Raw genomic sequence first — 19,822 nt, 5'->3', positions numbered from 1 at the left:
CTCAATCCCTTTCAGGTCAAGCTATCTAGCGAGCCGACTATCTTATCATAATGATTTGATTTGTCAAGCTTTTTTATGTTTTGTTTCTTCAAGTGAATTGGGTTATTTATATGTGTCTTACATATAAAGCTTCCAGCTCGTCTTGATGAGGGCGTATTATAGAGGGTTTGAGTCTTTAGTCAAGGGCTATTTTATCTTAATTTGAATAATCTTGGTGATTAGACTAAATTTGCAGAATGGCGACGCTACTTTTGCTTCAATCGGGTAGTAGTATATGTTTATTTGCGCTGGGCTGAGGTAAGCTCGTAAATAAGCATGCTTATTTCATCTCAATCATGTGGGTTTCTTTAACGAGCCGTTATCAATGATCATTAGCTAAAAAATGAGTTGATCCTTCTTTATCTTATCGTGATGAATACACTGATAGCCAGTTTAATATATAAAGCGCATAAAAAAAGGAACTTACCCTACGGTAAATTCCTTAATATGACACGAACAGTCAATTCTAAAAATTTGCTTTTGCTTTAATCGTCGTAACAATACCCGATAATGCATAGATAATACCAATGGCTAAAATACCGACAGGTATGTCATAGAGCACAATACTCATGACCAACACACCGATTATTAGAACCACAAAAGGTACTTTCTTTTTATCAAACTCTTTAAAGCTATAGTATTTGACGTTACTAACCATCAGTAAACCACAAATCACCACCCAAGCAGCAAATAAGAACATGACTGCCGTATCGTACTGCCCAACCCATTCATTATGGTCGACAGCGACCATAACCGCTGCCGTTACTAATATAGCAGCTAGTGGACTCGCCAAACCGACAAAGTATTTTTTATCAACAATACCGACCTGAACGTTAAAACGTGCCAGACGGAAGGCAGCACAGGCGGTAAAGACAAACGCACACCCCAAGCCAATGCGACCTAACGGCTGCAGCGCAAAACTATAAACTAAGATCGCTGGTGCAACACCAAAAGCCAGCATATCGGCAAGCGAATCATATTGCTCGCCAAACGGGCTTTGCGCATTAAGCATACGCGCCACTCGTCCATCAGCACCGTCGAGAATAGCGGACAAAAAGATGGCTAAAGAAGCTTTGTAGAACTCGCCTTGCGTACTGGCCAAAATCGAATAAAAACCAGATAGCAGTGACAAGGTTGTAATTAGATTTGGTGCTAGATAGACACCGCGGCTGACTACGCGCTTGCCTTCAGCCACTTCTGCTTCAATCACTTCAAAGGTCAAGCCATCATAACTCTCATTATCCGCTAAGCGAATATTGAAATCATGCTCATCAACAAAGGGCGGCTGGGTTGCTGCGCTGTCTTGTAACAATCCATCATTTAGAGGCGGATGATTTGATTCATCTTTAGGTGATTGCACGTTAGTCATCTCAATATCCTTATTTGCCGGCATAGTTATTCACTAACATGGTTATTCGCCGACTAGCCAGCGTACATTGGTTGCGCTATCAGGCGTTAAGTCTGGAGCATCAGCCACTTTTAATGCAGGCTGTAAGAAGCGTAATATCTCACGTGCATGATTATCAAACTGCCAAGGTGGATTGATCACCAGTAAACCTGTACCGTTAAGACCAACCGCCACATCATTTGGATAAATATTCAGCTCACAAACCAACTGGCGGCGCATTTCAGTACGCTTCAGTTTTTTATAGAACAATTCAACGGCTTCAACGTTCTTAATAGGGAACCAAAGCGCGTAAGTGCCTTGTGGCCATTTATTATAAGCAGCAACGAGTAAATTTATAAGGCGTGTAAAATCTTTGTGCTCTTGCTCATAAGGCGGATCAAGAAAAATCAGACCGCGCTTTTCTTTTGGTGGAATAACGGCGGTAATACCTTCAAAGGCGTCACGATGCTGTATACCAATGGGTAACTTGTGCAACTGATAGTTTAGCGCATCATATTCGCTAGCTTTGGCTTCAAAAGCTTCACCGCGCACGCCCGCATCTGGATTTTTCTCGATATGATGGGCAACCCACCAAGGAGAACCAGGGTAGACTTTATTGTCATAAGTGAAACGGGCTTGCTTAATGCCTTCCATATAATCTTTGACGGCAGCGGGTGCCTTGTCAGTATTGGCATTTAGTAACGCTTGGATACCACCTTTGGCCTCACCTGTCTTGCGCGCTTCTTCACTGCTCAGTGAATACAGTCCGCGACCACCATAAGCATCAAGCACATAAAAAGGTTTGTTTTTTTGCCCCAATTGATTAAGGAGTTGTACCAATAAAATGTGTTTAACCACATCAGCAAAGTTACCAGCGTGGTAGGCGTGTTTATAGTTCATAATCTCAAAAGTTTAAATAAGAAAAATTACATCTATGGTAGCATAGGCAGAGTAAAAGATAACGATGGTTTGGTAAAAAGGCATTGATTGGCTATGTATTGCCAGCTAACTGACCATAGTGAGACGAAATGACAGAGATTATTAGCAATCTTGATGTGACAAAGTTGGTGATTGATCATCCGATAGGAGAAGATAATCCACCATTACTGTTTCCTCATAGCGATGACCCAAGCCAAAAACCACTGACTCAGCGTGTATTACAACAGTCTGATTTTGATATCAGTTGGCAAGATAAGCTGACTGATACACAACTAGATCTATTCGTTGATGATGGTTGGATCATTATTGATGAGATCTTTGAAACGAAAGCGCTGTTAGCCTTGCAAGCAGAGAGTGGTTTTATTGACTATCGTGACGCAGAGCTGACAGCTGGGATTCGTGTTAGTGATATTCGCGGTGATCGCATCCGCTGGATTACGGAAAATTTCTTTGCTGGGTTTTATTATTTGCAAAGTATCAATGCGCTTGCTAGATTATTTAATCGCAGTTTATTTGCTGGTATTCGTCACAGTGAAGCGCATTATGCTTGCTATCCGGTGGGGTTTGGCTACCAATGGCATAGTGACAATCCAGCTGGGCGTGATGAACGCGTTATCTCTGCGGTGTTTTATCTCAATGATGAATGGGAACCAACTGACGGCGGCGCACTAGAAATCATTGATAAACATGGCGTTCATCATAACGTCATGCCTGTCGCCAATAGATTGGTGATATTTGACAGTGACCTACAACATCAAGTGCAAATTGCCCATCGGCAGCGTTACTCTATCTCGACGTGGATGCGCGTGATGGTTTGGTGCCTTTTGTTGAAGACAATATTTAAAACGTATTAGCGAGCAACGAGTAACGAGTAACGACTGATTGTATTGTATCGTGGCTGCCAATCTTAAAAATTCATCATCTTAATTTATAATAAAAAGGTTTATCCATGTCGGACTTTACTAAACAAACCATCCATCAACAAGAAAACCATCAGCAGCAAACGCTAGATTTAAGTATTGCGCTACTTGAACGTCCCTCCGTCACCCCAGATGATGATGGCTGTCAAGATATCTTGTCAAAACGATTATCACAAGCTGGGTTTGACTGCGAATTTATGTATTTTGGCGATAGAGATCAAAGCGGCGAACATGCAGAAGTCAAAAATCTATGGGCGCGCGTGGTACCACTGATCCAGTTATCTGTTTTGCTGGTCATACCGACGTCGTGCCAACAGGTGATGAAAACAATTGGACGTATCCGCCATTTACGCCAACCATCGCTGATGGTTACCTATGGGCTCGCGGTGCGGCTGACATGAAAACGGGGATTGCGGCTTTTACCGTCGCTGCCGAGCGTTTCGTCGCTAATTATCCTGAGCACAATGGTTCGATTGCTTTTTTAATCACCTCAGATGAAGAAGGCCCGTCTATTAATGGCACGGTCAAAGTCATTGAGACCTTAGAAGCCCGCAATGAAAAAATCACCTATTGCTTGGTTGGCGAACCATCGAGCACGGATACGCTCGGCGATATCATTAAAAACGGTCGCCGCGGCTCATTGGGTGCGGAACTTACGGTCACTGGCAAACAAGGTCATGTTGCATATCCACATTTAGCTTGCAACCCTATTCATGCAACGATGGCAGCTTTGGCAGAACTGACTGCCGCTACTTGGGATAGTGGCAATGACTACTTCCCTGCGACTTCACTGCAAATCTCTAATATCAATGGCGGTACAGGCGCCACCAACGTCATTCCTGAGACGTTAAAAGTTATCTTCAACTTCCGCTTTTCAACGGAAACGACTGAAGATGAGCTAAAAGCAAAAACGCATGCTATCTTTGACAAACACTTTATTAATAGTAAGGCCAGTTATGATATCCATTGGAAATTATCTGGTCAGCCGTTTTTGACCCCTGAAGGTAAGTTGGTTTCTGCCTGTCAAAAAGCCATTAAAAAGGTAACCGATACTGACACGACACTATCTACATCAGGTGGTACTTCTGATGGACGCTTTATTGCACCAACGGGTGCACAAGTCGTTGAGCTTGGCGTAAGAAATGCGACGATTCATCAGGTTGACGAAAAGGTAGAAGTCGATGACTTAGGCAAGCTTGCGCAGATTTATGAAGGGATTTTAGAGAACCTGCTACTAAATTAATCATTCGTTGAAGTAAGCAAAGAAAGCGCCAAGTCTGATAGCAGACTTGGCGCTTTTTTATTATTTTGACTGATTTATTCAATACTAATTTTACTCAATACCAATATAGAGATCAACTTGACCATACTCTAGATTACCACCGATATAATGCTCAAAATCGACATCAAAAGTTCGGGTATGCTCACAGCTGCGATCATTAAAATAGGTCCAAGCCTTTTCCCAAGCATTCATCACCGTGTATGGCATTCTACCCTGCTCAGAGAATACCAAATACTTTCCTGCAGGAATATCTACTGTTACTAGGTTTGCAGCCTTAGACATATTTTCACTGTCTGATGGCTCTTGCTCGCTGGCTACTTTCCAACTGGCAACCACATCAAAAGCGCCGACCAAATCATCGCTCTCATAGTTATGATAGACACCATAAATGTCTTCGCCTTTAGGCAGATCACTGGCATGATTTTGATAAAACTTTTGCCATAAACGACCCAGTTTCGCCGTGTCTTCGCTAATCTCAGCGTTATTGGTCGTACGAACGCTAATACCTTTACAAGTTATTGCTTCAGGTAACTCTTTAATTTGTGACGTCATGATCTGTAAGTCCTATATATTTATTCAGTTTTCTATTTGAGATAGTATTAAAAATAGCGCTTCAGGGTATAAATCTAATCTGCTTCATCAATCCAATTCATTTGAATCGCTTCCAAGATGCCTTCATTTGATTTTTGTGGATCATCATCAAAACCTTCAAGCTCAGTCACCCAGCGATGTAAATCAGTAAAACGGATGTACTGCGGGTCGGTCTCTGGAAACTTCTCATACAGCTCAATAGCGATATCTAAGCTGTCTGTCCATTTTAATTTTTGCGGGGTCATGATAGCTCCTTAACTTTTAATCATTTTTATACACCTCATCAAATCAGTAGTCAATTTGACTGGTGATTTGATTGGCAACTTAATAACCGCTATCCTACCAAAATTCGCCTGCTGATTATAGACAAGTTCGTTATGCCGCACTTGTTGTTTTACTCGTTTCAGCAGATTTGGCAGATTTAATCGCCACTTGATGCTGATTCCAAGAATCAATGACCTCATTCAACCGCTCACCTATCATATCCAATATCTCTGGCGCACATTTGCCTTTTTTATTGGTCAATACAAACTTAGTCATACCAACGCCCATCAACTGGTTTTTTACAAAAAAGCGCGTTTCAAAATAAACGTATTTTTTATCCCAGCCCGCAAGCGTGCTACTTACCGTCATTTTATCTAAAAATTTAATTTCTTTCAGATAAACCACTTCTTGCATGGCGATAACCCAATTCAAGGGCTTAATACCTTTTTGATGACAGTGAGCCATCAGCCAGCGAGTAACGTTCAGCTCAATAAAAGACAAATAACGATAATTAGGCAGATGATTTCGAAAGCCCATATCATGCGGCAACACTCGATAATGACGAACCGTCGGTGCAATCAAGAGCTCAATACTAAGGCGCTCGCTTATTGATTCCTGCTTAAGTTGTTGTTTTAGCAAACTGACCATAATAAAAAAACGTATCAACATATTCATAAATAACTCTCTTAACGCTTATTTTGTGTAAACTTATTGGGTATAAATTATTGTATATAATATATAAACAGTGACTGGCTATAAATGCAGCGTACCTTAACGCAAAAAAGCCACCTCAGTGACTTTTTTATTTAAAAGCGGATATTTAAAAGCTTATATTTAAAAACTAACTTTAGAGATTAGTGACCTGCACCATTGATACTACGTACCATCTCTTCGACCATTTTTTTGGCATCACCAAAGATCATCATGGTTTTATCCATGTAGAACAGGCTATTATCAAGCCCTGCATAACCCGTATTCATTGAGCGCTTGATGACCATGACCGTTTGGGCTTTAGTGACTTCTAGAATCGGCATACCAAAGATTGGTGAGGTTGGATCATCTTTCGCAGAAGGGTTTACCACATCATTTGCACCGATAACCAAAACAACATCTGTACTCGCGAAGTCTGAGTTGATTTCATCCATCTCTAAAATATCATCATAAGGTACGTCCGCTTCAGCCAATAGCACGTTCATGTGACCTGGCATACGACCAGCGACTGGATGAATGGCAAAACGCACGTTCACGCCTTCTTCTTTTAGCAGCTCATATAGCTCTTTTACCGCGTTCTGTGCACGACCTTGCGCCATGCCGTAACCCGGAACAATAACCACACTACTGGCATTGGCCATTAAGAACCCAGCATCTTCTGCTGAACCAGCCTTGTAGTTTTTAGGTGCACCATCATCAGCGCCTGCTGCTACAGCTCCTGTACCCATACCGCCAAATAAGACGTTGAGTAATGAGCGGTTCATGGCTTTACACATGATATAAGATAAAATCGCACCTGATGAACCAACCAACGAACCCGCGATAATCAACATCGAATTGCCGAGGGTGAAACCAATTCCTGCTGCCGCCCAACCAGAAAACGAGTTCAATAGTGAGACAACCACTGGCATATCACCGCCACCGATTGGCGCAATCCACATCCAACCAAATATCACGGCAATCACTGCCATCGCATAAAATGCTGGTAATGAGTCAGTGACGAAATACACGCCACCGAAAGCAATCATCGCAATGAATAATAGCGCTTGGACAGGTTTTACCCAGCCGCCAACCAATGTTTTAGCCCAGCTTTTTGCCGCTAATTTACCGAAAGCAAAGACGGATGCTGAGAATGTAATCGCACCGATGAAACAACCAATAAACAGCTCAACTCGGGCAACGGCGCCATGCTGTTGCTCAGTATGTAGCACGGTTGCCAAGCAATGGCGACTGCAGCTAAACCGACAAATGAATGCATTAAAGCAACGGTTTCTGGCATTTGCGTCATCGCAACCGTCTTTGCCTTCCACATACCGACGAGGGCACCCAAAATCATCGCACCGATAATTAACCAAAGGACAGGGCCTTCTGCTAAGAAGAATGTCGTGACGACCGCAATCGCCATCGCTACCATACCAAAGCGGTTACCACGAATAGCCGTCTTAGGGCTAGACAAACCACGCAAGGTCAATACAAAGAGGATAGCGCCTACTAAATAAAACCAATCAGCATTTGCCGCAATCATTGTTGAGAAATCATTCATGCGTCGCCTCCAGTTTCAGTCGTCCCAGTTTCAAGAGCGGGTGCTTTTTTCACTTTCGGTTTAAACATCGCAAGCATACGCTCAGTCACGGCAAAACCACCAAAGATATTGATACTGGCTAAAAATACGGCAAAAGCACCAAGGATACTGGTCGGTGTAAACACAGAGCCGTCAATGGTGACGGTCTGTAGCATCGCACCAACGATGACAATACTCGATAGTGCATTGGTGACAGCCATTAATGGTGTGTGCAATGCAGGCGTGACGCCCCAAACGACGTAATATCCGACAAAAATAGCGAGTACAAATACGGTAAAAATCGCTACAAATGGGGTGCTACTCATGGCCGCACCAGCTGGCGCTAAAATAGTGGCAATCATCTAATCCTCCTAAAAATTTATTCGTTACTGGCAAATGTGTGGTGACAACGTTAGTGGTAACAATGTTGTGATGACAAGCTGTAAAAACTTAGCCCATCAAACTAGCGTTTGGCTAGTCGTACCTGACTGTCATGTGTCACTGCCAGTGCGCCTTGAATCTCGTCTTCCATGTCTAATTTAAGTGCCAAATTAGCTGATGCATCACTTGCTGACGCGTCATCGCTAGCAGGCGCAATTAATGTGGTGATAAAGTTAACCAAATTGTTGGCATACAAATCTGAAGACTGCGCGGCGAGCATCGATGGGATATTGGCAGCACCAACGATACGTACGCCGTTGTCTGTAGTAATGGTTTCGTTAGGCACACTGCCTTCGACGTTGCCACCTGTACCAGCAGCCATATCGATCAATACGGAACCCGCCTTCATTTTAGCAAGGGTTGCACCGTGCACCAGACGAGGAGCGTTACGACCAGGGATCTGCGCTGTAGTAATGACGATATCCGCATTGCTCAGGGCTTTGTCGACGACAGCGGCTTGGTCTTTGACATATTGCTCTGATGGCGTCCACGCATAACCACCGGTAGACTTAGCTGTTTCAGCCTCCTCTGCACTCATCGGTACATCAAGCCACTTACCACCTAATGATTCTACTTGCTCGCGAGCGGTTGGACGTAAATCACTCGCTTCTACCACTGCACCCAAACGCTTGGCTGTCGCAATCGCTTGCAAGCCAGCAACCCCAACGCCTAAGATGACCACTTTAGCAGGCTTAACCGTACCAGCTGAGGTCATAAACATCGGGAAAGGACGCGAGTATTCATTGGCCGCTAGCAATACTGCTTTGTAACCAGCAAGGTTGGCTTGCGATGACAAGACATCCATATTCTGTGCGCGTGACAATGTGCGAGGTAAAAGTTCCATCGCAAAGGCAGTGACACCTTTGGTCGCATAAGTGTCAAGCTGAGTATTACGATATGGGTCAAGCATGCCAATGACAATCTGACCTGACGTTAAGCTTTCAATAGCTTCAGCTGGTAAGTCATTAACGGTGGTAATAATTTGAGACTGTGTGATTACCTCGGCGCTGCTGCTGGCAATATCGGCACCTGCAGCCTGATATAACTCATCCGCATAATATGCCGCTTGACCTGCACCTGACTGTATGACGACTTCAAACCCAAGCTTACGCAATTTTTTGACTGCGTCTGGGGTTATCGCTACACGGCTCTCGCTCGCGATATCTGCACTGATTACACCGATTTTCATACCGTCTCCTTACTTACGTCTAATGACTATACTTACGTCTCACGACTACCTTTAACACCCTCAACGCATATTTAAAAAGCACAGGGGACAAAAAAACCTTTGGTCCTGGTTGGTTCAGCATCATGACCAAAGATTATCAATTTAAGAAATGATAGCGACTTTGCCATCATGCCTTTTTATTATAGAGACATCATCTGCCAACTTTCATTGCCTAATGATGACCCACAAGTAAAATAAAAAGTTAGGCATTTACACCATCTGCATAACTTTTATTGTTATATTAAAAATTTTTCCTTTTCAATTAAACGCTAGACTTGACAAGCTATCGGCTTATATCACTTAAATATCTGTCCTTTTTAAGAGTAACGTTAAAAAACACGAAATAACGACGGGTAGGTCAAGATACAATGCTGCATATCGTATAATAAGAAAACTTGATACATAAATAGAATACCCATTGACTCACTATAATAAGGAATGACGATGTATTTTTTACTTTCCCCTGCCAAATCTTTAAATGAGAAAGATGCGGTGCCAGTGAACTTAGACAAATATTATAGTCAGCCAGAGCTCATCGAACATGCGCAAGCATTGATGAAAAACTTAAAATCAAAAGAACCGATTGATTTGCAAGAGCTGATGAGTATCTCTGACGATTTGGCACAGCTCAATGCCAAGCGCAATCAAGAGTGGCGTTGGAGCAACGATAAGCCTTTACTTTAGGCAATGCCAAACCTGCAGGTTATTTATTCGATGGCGATGTTTATACTGGACTTGATATGTATCATATGGATAAAGACAGCGCCATTTACGTCAATAAGCATCTGGGTATCTTGTCTGGATTATATGGCGTACTGAAACCGCTCGATTTAATTCAACCCTATCGTTTAGAGATGGGTACCAAACTGAAAAATGAACGTGGCGATAACCTTTATGAGTTTGGGACGAGAAAGTAACTGCCATTATTAATGCACGTATGGTGGATAGTGATGATAAGATTTTGATTAATCTGGCGTCAAATGAATATTTCAAAGTGGTCAAGAAGAAAGCGCTGAATGCGGAAGTTATCACGCCACGATTTGAAGATGAAAAGAATGGTCAATACAAAGTGATTAGCTTCTATGCCAAAAAAGCACGCGGACTGATGGTGAAGTATGCTGCTGATAATAAGCTTAGCAATGCTGAGCAGCTAAAGCAGTTTAATTTGGCAGGATATTATTACTGTGAAGAGGCTTCTGATGATAAAACGTGGACGTTTAGACGGGATGCAGCCAGTCAGTAGTTTTAAAAACATATCTAAAATATAAATAAACCCCGATAAGCTGAGCCTATCGGGGTTTTTCGACAGAATATTATCACCAGTTGCCGTAAAAATGCTCAATGATTATACAGTAAAACGCAATTTATCTCTTGAGACATCAAGTACGACAGTTTGATCATATACGTTATAGGTATGGAGACGATCGATCTCGTTTTCCCAATTGGTTCGATATAACGCACAAAGGTTTCTTTGTAAGATGTCGGTGTCAACTCTTCTACCAGATACAAAGCCACTCTACGCCCATACCTAATAGTGCCATCTTGAGCCGTACGAAACAGCTGACCATCTCTCTTAAATAATGCACCTGCTAATCGTGACCCACGCACGTCAATTTTTAAAGGCGCCGAGATGAATGGTCCAGTTATCTGACTCCAACTTATCAGACGTATAAATATGCAATTCCAAATCCATCGTAAGGACTGAAATTGAACCATGCGTGGTAAAAAGATACCATAAGCCATTGTGCTCAATAACGGCACTATCTGCTGCCTGAACTCCAGACACCAACTCATGAACTTTTTCCCACTTCTGCGGAAAATCCGTCGCTTTTAATAGGTTAATACAATTGGTCTTGGCCGCTTCTGGAATCATATATACAGCGTCTTCATGCTCGAATACATTAGGAAAGCTTAAATGAGAGCTAATACCTAAATCGACTGGTCCAGAATTGATAACTTGATGGTGCTCATCCAGTTCCACCCACTCTATACGGCCGATACCTTCTTTGTAGTTTAAGCTCTCAAAAAATATATAACGCCTTGAATCTCGCTCAATATAAAAAGGGTCAGCCCAAAAACATCCTTTTTCAGGCAATAGCTCAGTGTATGTTTGCATCGACTGATCAATAGAACCAATCAAAATACTCCAGTTATTGTGATAAAGACTCTTATAGAAAGTCTTTATCGTATAGTTTTTAAAAAAACTCATCAAATGCCGTATGGCAGTCAGTTGTTGGGGTTGTTCGTAAATTGCATCGTCAAGCATTGAATTCGTCGAATTTCCACTTTTGACGCCAATTTTATTTTTATGGAAATACCAATACAATATCGATGCTGCGACACCATTTAATTTATGCTCAGTTAAATTATAATCCCAGTAAAATAAAGAACCATACCCTCTCCCAACGACTTTATCACCATTAAGATGCTCATTTAACAGATGTAGCGTGACTACGCTATTCTCCCATTGTTCGGCAAACTGCCAATATAATGCTGATCCGTGTCTTTGTTTGGTTTCATCGCCGTAACGAAATAACAGAATACCTTTTTTTGAAACACTCAGAATTCTCCCTGCTAAGGTTCGAAAACCAAATTTGACCAGATAATCTAGATTGGCGGCTTCAAGTTTCTCAATCACTGAATCCTCAATCTCATCATAAATTTTATCCTGATTTACTACTGATATTACGATGGGCATCGTACCATTAGCCACCAAGTCATGAATAGAATAACACTTGGTATTACTCTTATTTCGAGAAAGAAAAGAAAATAACTTTTGATTAATGGAAGGAATAACTTTGGACAGACGAGACATGTGAGATGCTTGTTTTTTATCCCGTTGGACAGCAATACAAACCTCAACCTTGCCTTCATCGACGAGAGATTTTAATGGTTTGAACTTATACCATGGCAATGTTTCCTCTTCTACAAGAATTCCAAGCCTAATTTTTTTCATCATCATCACCTTGAATTGCACAAGAGTTTGTGGCTGGGCAGCCTTAACACGTGCTCAATTGTCCTTTGATAAAGTATCAGTCCATTGATTATATTTATTAATTATATTTAAATAATAACATATATAAAAAAACTTTATATATTCAATGCTCTTGATAATGTCAGGTCGATTTTGTTGATCTAATTGGCATTGTACTTGTTGAAATCTTTGGGATGTATCAAAGACCATGAGTAAATAGTAGGTAGAGTGTCACCACTGAGTCTGGGAAACTGCAACGCCCTCACTATGTCTGTCAATTGGCAACCTTTCCAAGCATAAAACACTTATCCAACACTATCGAATGAATGCATATAAAACTATGAATACCTCATATATCAATGAGTAGCGCTATAAAAATTAGGCAAAAAAAAGCCCTGCTATCTTCCGATAACAGAGCTTCTAATGATCAAATAAACGTTATGACAAAATCATACTTCTAGCGAAAAGCGATTTGTCGAGGAAGATGCGCAAAAATAGTACCTGTTGTACATTGAGCGCATCTGACGAAAAGAAATCGCTTTGTAGCAGAAGTAAAATTACATCATGCCGCCCATTCCACCCATACCGCCCATTCCACCAGCACCGCCCATGCCAGCCATACCGTCATCACCTTGTGGCAAATCAGTAATCATGACTTCGGTCGTTAGCATTAAGCCAGCTACAGATGCTGCATTTTCTAGCGCTGAACGAGCTACTTTAGCTGGATCAAGAATACCCATCTCTAGCATATCGCCGTATTCGCTAGAAGCTGCGTTGTAACCGTAGTTACCGCTGCCACTCTTCACTTCGTTGACTACCACTGATGCTTCTTCGCCAGCGTTGGTGACGATTTGACGTAATGGGGCTTCCATTGCGCGACGTAAGATATTGATACCCGCGTTTTGGTCATCGTTATCGCCACGTAGCTCAGACAATGCATTCATTGCACGAACTAAGGCAACACCGCCGCCAGGTACAACGCCTTCTTCAACCGCGGCACGAGTCGCATGTAGCGCATCGTCAACACGATCTTTCTTCTCTTTCATTTCAGTTTCAGTCGCAGCGCCAACTTTGATAACGGCAACGCCGCCAGCAAGTTTAGCCATACGCTCTTGAAGCTTTTCTTTGTCGTAGTCAGACGTTGATTCTTCAACTTGACGTTTGATAGATTCAACACGATTTTCGATGTCAGCAGAGTTACCAGCGCCATCAACGATTACGGTATTTTCTTTACCGACAGTGACTTTTTTAGCCGTACCAAGTTGCTCAAGAGTAGCAGTCTCTAAACTTAGACCAATCTCTTCAGAGATTACTGTACCGCCAGTTAGCGTTGCAATATCTTCTAGCATTGCTTTACGACGATCGCCGAAACCTGGTGCTTTAACGGCACAAGTTTTCAAGCCACCACGCATGTTGTTGACAACCAATGTCGCCAAAGCTTCGTTTTCTACGTCTTCAGCGATGATTAGCAATGGCTTGCTCTGCTGCATCACTTGCTCAAGTAATGGCACGATTTCACGAATATTGCTGATTTTTTTATCAACCAACAAGATATATGGGTTTTCAAACTCAGCGGTTAAGCTGTCTTGCTTGTTCGCAAAGTACGGGCTGATATAACCACGGTCAAACTGCATACCTTCGACAACTTCTAAGGTATCTTCGAAGCTTGAACCTTCTTCAACGGTGATAACGCCTTGCTTACCGACTTTTTCCATCGCTTGAGCAATTAGCTCACCGATTTTGGTGTCTGAGTTGGCAGAGATAGAACCAACTTGGGCAATCGCTTTTGAATCGTCAGCTGGTGTAGCTAGCAAATGAATTTGCTCAACAGCTGCACGAACCGCTTTATCGATACCGCGTTTTAGATCCATTGGGTTCATGCCAGCGGCAACAGATTTCATGCCTTCTTGCAAGATAGATTGCGCCAATACAGTCGCAGTCGTCGTGCCATCACCAGCGACATCATTTGTGCGGCTAGCCACTTCACGGACCAATTGAGCGCCCATGTTTTCAAATTTGTTCTCAAGCTCGATTTCTTTGGCAACCGAAACACCATCTTTAGTGATGGTAGGCGCGCCAAATGATTTATCGATCACCACGTTACGACCTTTAGGACCTAAAGTTACGCGTACGGCGTTTGCTAGAACGTTTACACCGTCCATCATTTGTTTACGGGCATCAATGCCGAATTTTACGTCTTTTGCCATGTTAAATTACTCCACTATTATAAGTATGAGAATGCAATTAAATGTTTCAATGATTTTTCAATAATGTTGTCAAAATGCGCTGAGTATAAAAATACTCAAAAAGGACTAGCCTTCTAACACACCCAATACATCAGATTCTTTCATAATCAATAGTTCTTCGCCGTCAACTTTCACGGTTTGACCAGCATATTGACCGAACAAGACTTTGTCGCCAGTTTTTACATCTAACGCGCGAGTTTCGCCGTTGTCACGAATCTGACCGTTACCAGTTGCTAGCACTTCACCTTGTGACGGTTTTTCTTGAGCAGAACCAGGAAGCAAGATACCACCAGCCGTTTTTGTTTCTTCTTCTATGCGGCGGACAACGATGCGATCATGTAAAGGACGAATATTCATCAATATGTCTCCAATAATTTGGTTATTTGCAGTAAGGGTTTATTTAAATTAATGGTCTCAATACCAATATCTATAGGCGTTACTGCCTAAAACAGCATTCTAAAGATAAGCTTTGAGCTTGTATCAAAAAGTGGGGGCAAAGTGAGTTAGCTTCAAGTGTAAAGCCCAAAAATTTACAAGAATTTTGCATATCGTGGATTATTTAGTTGGTAATGACGTTTATGAACAGTCATTTGATTGAATTGCACCGTATTAAAGGCCTTAGCAAGATTTTAAAAGCAGCCATATAAGTGCTAAATTTCAGCACCGATAAGTTACCGCATATCATTTACAACTGACCGATTAACTTACTCCTGCTTACTCAAGTTACAGCAAGTGACGCCTGATGATATCGCGCTCGATGCCAGCAACCTTGGCTACAATAGCAACACCACAGGGACAGCTGGCACTCTTGAAAAGATAGCAGAACATGACCATTATAGTCCTTGAGAAAATAACAATAGTTATAAGCAATGCCATAAATAGCGATTAAGGAATGTCCATGAGTTTTTTATCAAACGATCAAAAGTCATTAACAACCGATACTAATAATACTAAACGTAGCAAGTCTAAGTTTTTAACCGCCCTAACCACTGGGGCCAGTATTGCTACGATTGGAGCGATAAGTATGACTGCACCTACCCTTGCCAGCGCAAAGAATATCGAACCTTCAAGCGCCAACTACAGCTTTACGGTTGAAGACAAATATAAAGGTACGGCTACTCGCACGCTTAACAAATCTGGCAACACTTGGAAATATAACGTCAATGCTCGGGTGGCAGGTGTTGCAAGTGCTTCGCAAAACAGCACTTTTACCATCAACGGTAATAATGTCATTCCGACTCAAGCCAGCACTACTTATAAGCTATTAGGCGTTGGTCGTACGCACAAATTAGACTTCAATCCAAGCAGTAAAAAGGTGGTGAGTAACTATAAAGGCAAATCGACGACCATGAACATGGCACAACAAGCTTTTGATGATTTAAGTTTGGAAGTACAAATTCGCCAAGATTTATTGAACGGTAAATTCTCTGGCAACTATTACATGGCGAAAAAAGACAAAATAGAGAAAACCCCTTTCAAAAAATCTGGTAACACCAAGATTACCGTTCCAGCTGGCACATTTGATACCGTACGTGTCGACCGTATCCACGATGACAATAGTCGTTCTACCAGTTTTTGGCTGGCACCAAGCTTAGATTACCTACCAGTAAAAGTTAGCCAAATTAATGATGGCAAAAAGATGGATTTAGAATTAACCAAAGTAAATTAAGCTTTTTATTAAATAAGCAGAAATAGCATAAAAAAGCGGCACTCTAAATAGAGCGCCGCTTTTTTGTCTCAATCTTCGCTAAATCAACTAACGTGGCTGCTTAACGACGTTGTTCATTGAAGGAAGACGCTTTAGTAGAATAAATAACCAAATATTGATTGCCAGTAATAAGACAAAATCAAGCAGATAAACCACTATCTCTGCCCAACTGCTGCCGTAAACGCGGGTAAACAGCACCACACCACTCGCCCCCAAATAAACCAAGGTAAGCATACTGCCTATCAATAGCACATATGGCGAACGACCCCGTAGTATCGCGGGCGTCAAAATAAATGCTGGCACTAGCATAATGCTTGCCAGGCGATACCGCCAATGATATCAGGACTACTGGGATTAAAAACATTGATAAAAATAGGTAGCCCAAGCAGTCTATAAACCAACCAAATCAGCCAAGTCACCATCAAGCGCTGACGAATGGGCGTAATTGGCTTTTTAAGCTTAGCAGCTTTGGCAGATTTTTTGGCTGGTGCGCTTATCTCACTATCGGAGCGGTTTGTGACCATTAGATATATTTATTTCCTAATTAATAGCGTTATATAAGACGTTGCATGCTATAAAAATCCACTTAGTGTGTCCAGTTAGCTTGCGCCAATGCAGTAGCACTAATAGCCAAGCGACGACCTTGGGCAATAGCCAACTCGCGCTCATCTGCTGAGACAGGTTGATCATGCAACGCCCCACTCACGTGGCTGGCACCATAAGGCGAGCCACCACGATGAGTACGATTAAGCGCAGGCTCAGCATAAGGCACACCAACAAGGATCATGCCGTGATGCATCAGCGGTAACATCATGGTCAACAACGTTGTCTCCTGCCCGCCATGCATCGAGCCAGTGGCAGTAAATACAGCAGCAGGTTTGTTCTGTAAATTACCTGCCAGCCAAATAGTGACCGTATTGTCCCAAAAATATTTCATGGGAGCAGCCATATTACCGAAGTGCGTCGGGCTACCAAGCGCCAAACCCATACAGTCTTTTAGATCGTCCATAGTGCAATACAAGTCACCTTCATCAGGTATTGCAGGCTTGCTCGATGTGGTCTCGGGTGCAACCGTTGGTACAGTACGGATACGGGCTGTCATACCAGCATCCTCAATACCTTGAGCGATAGCATAAGCCAATGTCTTAGTCGTACCGTAATTTGAATAATAGAGCACCAAAACATAAGGGGCGGTCTGACTCATTAGCAATACTTCCTCATAAAACCATTAATGTTATTGTTGATTCTAATCACCTACAACAGCTTCTATGCAGTCTATTTCTTTAGCGTAAAGCCTTACTGATTATGTAGCTATAGTCGATTCAATTTAAAAATAGTACTAGTACAAGGCAACCGAGTGTAGATGTATATTTAATACTTCAAGCGAGGTTAACGCTGTAATAATTTTATAGTGGGATGACTATATACATAATCTGTGACAGATACCGCAATATAGGCATATATTATGCCCCAGTCATTCACCGACATGCAAACAGCCTTGGTACACATTGTCGCTAATAACCTGCTAGAGAGGTTGCTGCTATGCATTTTGACACAATTAAACCGCAGATGGTAACAGCATATCTTTGTTACACTACTGTCACTCAAACACCTGCTAAATGGTCGATATGGAAAATTTATCAAAAAAATCCCGTTTTTACATCAACACTGGTTTCAATTCTTACGATTCTTGACTCGGCACTTTTTTGAAGACAATTGCCAGCAAAAAGCGGCATCGCTGACCTACACGACTATGTTATCAATTGTACCCGTCCTAACCGTCCTATTGATGATCCTATCTTCTGTACCCGCACTTGCGTCCGTTAGAGCACAGATATATGAAGTGATTTATAGTAACTTGCTACCACAATCAAGTATGCAGGTCAGTGAGTATATCAATAGCTTCGCTGAAAAATCCTCAAATCTAACCATCATTGGGGCAATGGTGTTATTTTTTACGACCATTATGACGTTAACAACCATCGAACGCGCTTTTAACCAAATCTGGCGGGTAGAAAATCGCTCTGGCGGTATGAAAAGTATGCTGCGCTATTGGACCATCGTCACGTTAGGACCGTTAGTACTGGGTACGGCATTTCTTGCTTCAAGCGCGGTACAAAGTTTGAGTTTTTTAAATCGACAAATCGCTGGTTATGGCATTGACTGGTCTTTTTGGGTACAAGCCGTATCCATTGGTATCACTGTCGCAGGCTTTATTGGTATGTACTGGTTCATTCCAAAAGCACGCGTACCCGCGAAAAATGCAGCCATTGCTGGTCTCTTCGTCGCTATCGTATTCGAGCTGATGAAGCACCTGTTTGGTACAGTAATGGCAAACTTCACCAGTTATGAAGCGATTTACGGAGCTTTTGCGGCACTGCCCATCTTCTTATTATGGATATATTTGTCTTGGAATTTAATTCTATTAGGTGTTGAGATTAGCTATACCTTGACGATTTTTGAGACTGAAGAGGTCTATCCACGCCACCCCCTCCTAAGTTTGCTCGATATGCTAAACCTCGTTTATACCCATCATTTAAAAGGCGAAGCGGTAAGCGAACAAGCGCTACGGAACGTGCTAGGACGCAAAGAGCTACCAAAATGGTATACCTATATTAATTATCTGCAAGACAGCAATTTAATCACCATGACTGAAGATAATGATTATGTGCTCAAGAGAGATTTGAGCAAAATGACATTATGGGATTTTTATCGCACGCTACCTTACCCCTTGCCTATCAAAGATGAGCTAGATGAGATGGGGCCAGAGGATCAAAAACCTTGGCTTAGCTTGCTAGTCAATCGTTTTGAGAATACGGAAGCTTATGCCAAGCAACAGTTAGATCTACCATTAAATGCTATTTTTGCCAATAGTGAGCCACGTAAAAAAGCTGATTCTAATGGAAAAGGCATCAAAGGCGGTCAATCAAATTTATTTAGAAAAACCTCGGCGACCACTGCAGCATTAGACAAGAATGAGCCGATCAAAGACACCCCACACTTTGACCCAATAGCTTATGATAAAGACAGTGATATTGAATGCGATGAGCGGGACAATGAGATTCTTATTCCTAAAGATTTGAATGACTCTCAAATTAAAATCAATGGTAATCTCTTTAATTATAAAGACGATATCATTACTGAATCAGATAACCCAAAGACGAATTAAGAAAAGCGTTAGTAACGAATGAGGCATATTGAATAATAAAAATTAGTTTTCACTATAGGTTGTAATATAACTTATTATTATATATCGAACAAAAGTCGTACGAGATGCTAACACAGCTGTTATATTGCCTTAAACTATTATTAGGGCAATAAATTGAAAAATACAATAGCATTTCCAGTAAAAGCGCTAAGCATATGTGTCGTATCCATTATGCTTTCTGCTTGTGGTGAAGGTGATGGCAGCACATCATCACTTGTACCACCAACCGTTAATCTACCAGTAGAAACGCCGCCTGTTAAACCACCAGTAACGAGTCTTCCTGCTACGCCACTTGAGCCAAGTACGCCTATTAAGCCGCCAGC

The 19,822-nt window shown here is 41.9% G+C and carries 18 protein-coding genes and 3 pseudogenes; 5 read left to right on the top strand and 16 right to left on the bottom strand.

From position 1 onward, the window contains the following. Positions 1 to 505: 505 nt before the first annotated feature. Both pssA and TT12_RS14185 read right to left on the bottom strand, forming a co-directional pair. A complete protein-coding gene (gene pssA / locus TT12_RS14190) occupies positions 506 to 1,408 on the bottom strand; it encodes a CDP-diacylglycerol--serine O-phosphatidyltransferase (RefSeq protein ID WP_227678926.1) in 903 nt (300 codons plus the stop codon). 42 nt (positions 1,409 to 1,450) lie between these two features. After that, a complete protein-coding gene (locus TT12_RS14185) occupies positions 1,451 to 2,326 on the bottom strand; it encodes a 23S rRNA (adenine(2030)-N(6))-methyltransferase RlmJ (protein WP_045446718.1) in 876 nt (291 codons plus the stop codon). 128 nt (positions 2,327 to 2,454) lie between these two features. Here TT12_RS14185 and TT12_RS14180 point away from each other — a divergent pair, with 128 nt between their 5' ends. Together TT12_RS14180 and dapE are read left to right on the top strand one after the other, a co-directional pair. Next, complete coding sequence (locus TT12_RS14180) at positions 2,455 to 3,219, top strand: 2OG-Fe(II) oxygenase (protein ID WP_207804104.1); 765 nt, start codon at positions 2,455 to 2,457, stop codon at positions 3,217 to 3,219. 95 nt (positions 3,220 to 3,314) lie between these two features. Further along, positions 3,315 to 4,528, top strand: a pseudogene (gene dapE / locus TT12_RS14175) (succinyl-diaminopimelate desuccinylase). A 90-nt stretch (positions 4,529 to 4,618) separates the two neighbouring features. On the opposite strand, the gene TT12_RS14170 reads toward dapE, so the two are convergent. From TT12_RS14170 to TT12_RS14145, 6 genes and pseudogenes are all read right to left on the bottom strand, one after another. Beyond that, on the bottom strand, positions 4,619 to 5,119 hold the full coding sequence (locus TT12_RS14170) for a GyrI-like domain-containing protein (protein WP_045446712.1): 501 nt from the start codon (positions 5,117 to 5,119) through the stop codon (positions 4,619 to 4,621). A 74-nt stretch (positions 5,120 to 5,193) separates the two neighbouring features. After that, positions 5,194 to 5,403, bottom strand: a complete 210-nt coding sequence (gene iscX, locus TT12_RS14165) for a Fe-S cluster assembly protein IscX (RefSeq protein ID WP_021812734.1) — start codon at positions 5,401 to 5,403, stop codon at positions 5,194 to 5,196. A gap of 130 nt (positions 5,404 to 5,533) precedes the next feature. Beyond that, positions 5,534 to 6,097, bottom strand: coding sequence for an acyl-CoA thioesterase (locus TT12_RS14160; RefSeq protein WP_045456077.1), 564 nt, complete (start codon positions 6,095 to 6,097; stop codon positions 5,534 to 5,536). 179 nt (positions 6,098 to 6,276) lie between these two features. Further along, a pseudogene (locus tag TT12_RS14155) lies at positions 6,277 to 7,676 on the bottom strand (NAD(P)(+) transhydrogenase (Re/Si-specific) subunit beta). Beyond that, positions 7,673 to 8,020 (bottom strand): proton-translocating transhydrogenase family protein, encoded by a 348-nt coding sequence (locus TT12_RS14150; protein ID WP_201503029.1) that lies wholly within the window; start codon positions 8,018 to 8,020, stop codon positions 7,673 to 7,675. Before TT12_RS14150 ends, TT12_RS14155 begins: the two are co-directional and overlap by 4 nt. A 137-nt stretch (positions 8,021 to 8,157) precedes the next feature. After that, on the bottom strand, positions 8,158 to 9,324 hold the full coding sequence (locus TT12_RS14145; protein ID WP_045456073.1) for a Re/Si-specific NAD(P)(+) transhydrogenase subunit alpha: 1,167 nt from the start codon (positions 9,322 to 9,324) through the stop codon (positions 8,158 to 8,160). A gap of 483 nt (positions 9,325 to 9,807) precedes the next feature. Here TT12_RS14145 and yaaA point away from each other — a divergent pair. Next, positions 9,808 to 10,606, top strand: a pseudogene (gene yaaA / locus TT12_RS14140) (peroxide stress protein YaaA). A gap of 95 nt (positions 10,607 to 10,701) precedes the next feature. Here the strand turns inward: yaaA and TT12_RS19495 are convergent. The 4 genes from TT12_RS19495 to TT12_RS14125 all read right to left on the bottom strand — a co-directional run bounded on the left by TT12_RS19495 (position 10,702) and on the right by TT12_RS14125 (position 14,943). Continuing rightward, positions 10,702 to 11,079: a glucosamine inositolphosphorylceramide transferase family protein gene (locus TT12_RS19495; RefSeq protein WP_502685191.1), complete on the bottom strand. Its 378-nt coding sequence runs from the start codon at positions 11,077 to 11,079 to the stop codon at positions 10,702 to 10,704. Then, a complete protein-coding gene (locus TT12_RS14135) occupies positions 10,973 to 12,325 on the bottom strand; it encodes a glucosamine inositolphosphorylceramide transferase family protein (protein ID WP_045456070.1) in 1,353 nt (450 codons plus the stop codon). The genes TT12_RS19495 and TT12_RS14135 overlap by 107 nt, the downstream gene beginning before the upstream one ends. 569 nt (positions 12,326 to 12,894) lie before the next feature. Next, positions 12,895 to 14,544 (bottom strand): chaperonin GroEL, encoded by a 1,650-nt coding sequence (gene groL / locus TT12_RS14130; protein ID WP_045456067.1) that lies wholly within the window; start codon positions 14,542 to 14,544, stop codon positions 12,895 to 12,897. 105 nt (positions 14,545 to 14,649) lie between these two features. Beyond that, the gene (locus TT12_RS14125; protein ID WP_041757514.1) at positions 14,650 to 14,943 is read right to left on the bottom strand and encodes a co-chaperone GroES; all 294 of its coding nucleotides are present in this window, start codon (positions 14,941 to 14,943) and stop codon (positions 14,650 to 14,652) included. Between the two features lie 538 nt (positions 14,944 to 15,481). Here TT12_RS14125 and TT12_RS14120 point away from each other — a divergent pair. Beyond that, entirely contained in the window at positions 15,482 to 16,252 is a 771-nt protein-coding gene (locus TT12_RS14120) for a DUF3108 domain-containing protein (RefSeq protein ID WP_045446684.1), read from the top strand. Between the two features lie 87 nt (positions 16,253 to 16,339). Here the strand turns inward: TT12_RS14120 and TT12_RS18945 are convergent, their stop codons facing one another. The 3 genes from TT12_RS18945 to wrbA all read right to left on the bottom strand — a co-directional run bounded on the left by TT12_RS18945 (position 16,340) and on the right by wrbA (position 17,495). Then, positions 16,340 to 16,594, bottom strand: a complete 255-nt coding sequence (locus TT12_RS18945; RefSeq protein WP_306304357.1) for a hypothetical protein — start codon at positions 16,592 to 16,594, stop codon at positions 16,340 to 16,342. Beyond that, on the bottom strand, positions 16,594 to 16,815 hold the full coding sequence (locus tag TT12_RS18940) for a hypothetical protein (protein ID WP_306304356.1): 222 nt from the start codon (positions 16,813 to 16,815) through the stop codon (positions 16,594 to 16,596). Before TT12_RS18940 ends, TT12_RS18945 begins: the two co-directional genes overlap by 1 nt. Positions 16,816 to 16,877: 62 nt before the next feature. After that, positions 16,878 to 17,495: an NAD(P)H:quinone oxidoreductase gene (gene wrbA / locus TT12_RS14110; RefSeq protein WP_045456063.1), complete on the bottom strand. Its 618-nt coding sequence runs from the start codon at positions 17,493 to 17,495 to the stop codon at positions 16,878 to 16,880. Between the two features lie 486 nt (positions 17,496 to 17,981). Here wrbA and TT12_RS14105 point away from each other — a divergent pair, with 486 nt between their 5' ends. Then, positions 17,982 to 19,460, top strand: coding sequence for a YihY family inner membrane protein (locus TT12_RS14105; RefSeq protein WP_243443744.1), 1,479 nt, complete (start codon positions 17,982 to 17,984; stop codon positions 19,458 to 19,460). A 140-nt stretch (positions 19,461 to 19,600) separates the two neighbouring features. On the opposite strand, the gene TT12_RS14100 is transcribed toward TT12_RS14105, so the two are convergent. Then, on the bottom strand, positions 19,601 to 19,822 hold a 222-nt coding region (locus TT12_RS14100; protein WP_045456057.1), incomplete at its 5' end, for a hypothetical protein.

This window comes from Psychrobacter sp. JCM 18903, from assembly GCF_000586475.1.
Taxonomy (GTDB): Bacteria; Pseudomonadota; Gammaproteobacteria; order Pseudomonadales; family Moraxellaceae; genus Psychrobacter.
This window is presented reverse-complemented; position numbering and strand designations above follow the sequence as displayed.